This is a genomic window from Pseudomonas avellanae BPIC 631 (assembly GCF_000444135.1).
GTDB lineage: Bacteria > Pseudomonadota > Gammaproteobacteria > Pseudomonadales > Pseudomonadaceae > Aquipseudomonas > Aquipseudomonas avellanae.
Map to the genome: position 1 here is coordinate 1 of NZ_ATDK01000022.1, position 2004 is coordinate 2004.

3 protein-coding genes are annotated in these 2004 nt (G+C 59.5%); all 3 read left to right on the top strand.

The features are described 5' to 3' along the window. Window positions 1-249, top strand: a 249-nt coding sequence (locus DW49_RS0100880) for an aldehyde dehydrogenase family protein (RefSeq protein ID WP_029768668.1), incomplete at its 5' end; no start/stop codon positions are given. Between the two features lie 85 nt (window positions 250-334). Further along, the gene (locus DW49_RS0100885) at window positions 335-1102 is read left to right on the top strand and encodes a coniferyl-alcohol dehydrogenase (protein WP_005618247.1); all 768 of its coding nucleotides are present in this window, start codon (window positions 335-337) and stop codon (window positions 1100-1102) included. 86 nt (window positions 1103-1188) lie between these two features. Further along, a partial coding sequence (locus DW49_RS0100890; protein ID WP_024420388.1) for a SphA family protein occupies window positions 1189-2004 on the top strand: 816 nt, incomplete at its 3' end.

Consider the following 2004-nt stretch of genomic DNA (forward strand, 5'->3'; position numbering starts at 1 on the left):
TCGGAATACGGGCTGGCGGCTGCGGTCATCTCCCCGGATGTAGGCCGTGCCACGGCGCTTGGCGACCGGCTCCGGTGTGGCATGCTGCACATCAACGATCAGACGGTCGCGGACGAATGCATCAACTCCTTCGGCGGGCGCGGCGCATCCGGCAACGGCAGCAGCGCAGGCAGCCCTTCTGACTGGGATGAATACAGCCAGTGGCAGTGGGTCACCGTGAAAAACCAGGCACCGGTTTATCCTTTCTGAGTGTCTGGCTGCAAGCAGCGATGAGATTCAAGCAACAAGTGATTCACCCATAAACGTGATCCAACAACAATAAGAGCGCGTGACCATGAACCTGACTAACAAAACACTGATCGTAACGGGCGTGTCCTCCGGCATCGGCGCTGAGCTGGCGCGTCTGGCGCGCTTTCAGGGCGCCAGGGTGATCGGCATTGATCGCCATGAGCCGCAACTGACCGTGGACGGGTTTTTCCAGGCGGACCTGGGCGACCCTGAGAGCATCGATGCGCTGGTCGAGCGTTTACCGATGCGCATTGATGCCTTGTGCAATATTGCCGGCGTACCCGGCACGGCGCCGGTGCAGGCGGTGGCCCAGGTCAATTATCTCGGCCTGCGTCATTTGACCCAGCGTCTACTGCCACGCATTGCGCCGGGCGGCAGCATCGTCAACGTGTCATCGATACTCGGTTCGCAGTGGCCTGAACGGCTTGAACTGCACAAGGCACTGGCCGCCACCGCAAGCTACAGCGAAGGGCAGCAGTGGCTGGCGGCCAACCCGGTCGCACAGGGCACCTGCTATCAGTACTTCAAGGAGGCGCTGATTGTCTGGAGTTATCAGCAGTCGCAAGCGTGGTTTCGAGACCAGTCAGTGCGCGTCAACTGTGTGGCGCCGGGGCCGGTGTTCACCCCGATTCTTGGCGATTTTGTGAGTATGGTCGGCGAAGAGCGAGTCGCCCGCGACAGTTTGCACATGAAACGGCCTGCGCTGGCCGATGAAGTGGCAGCGGTGATTGCGTTTCTCTGCTCCGATGCATCGCGCTGGGTCAACGGTGTCAACCTGCCGGTAGATGGAGGGCTTGCTGCTTCTTACGTCTGACGGTGTAACGCGCTGCACCCCGGCGACGCGGTCGTGAAGCCGGGGCTGTTTTAAAAAATAACAACAATAAGTACAGGAATCCCAAGATGCCGAAGTCTATCTTGCGTACCGTCACGTCTGCGTCACTCGTCGTTCTGTCCTCCACTGCGTTTGCTTATGACTTGCCTGGACTCAATCTGGGCAACACCAGTTTCTACGACGGTTCACCCGCACCGGCGGGGCCGGGCTGGTATCTGGAGGAGTACCTGAACTTCGCCAGAGCCGATCGTTTCAACGACGTCAATGGCGACAAACTGCAACTTCCCAGACAAGACGTTGATGTACTGGCCGTGACCACGCAAATCATCTATGTCGGGCAGCCGCTGGCCAATGGCGCAATGCCGGGCATTACTGCAATCAACACGTCGCTGGCGCATGTTGATGTGGACGATGGGCTGGATAACACGGCGCTGAGTTCCCGCGCAGGTTTTGGCGATGTGATCATCGGCCCGTTTCTGCAATTGCCGACCCTCACTCGCGCCGATGGCAGCCCGCTGTTGACGCAACGGGTCGAGGCGGACATTGCGATTCCTGTCGGTGCCTACAATCGCAACCGCTCGATCAACCCCGGCAGCAACTTCTGGTCGTTCAACCCTTACTATGCCGCCACCTACTGGTTTTCGCCAAAGTGGTCGGCCAGCGGGCGGTTCATGTACCTGTGGAACGGCAAGAATGACGACCCGCAGGCAGGTTTCGGCAACGTCTCCGACACTCAGGCGGGCCAGGCACTGCACGCTAACCTGACCCTGCAATATGCGCTGACCGAACAACTCTCGCTGGGTCTCAACGGTTACTGGCTCAAACAGTTTACTGACACCCAGGTGGATGGCCATGATGTCAGCGGCCGCCAGCCCGTATTCCGA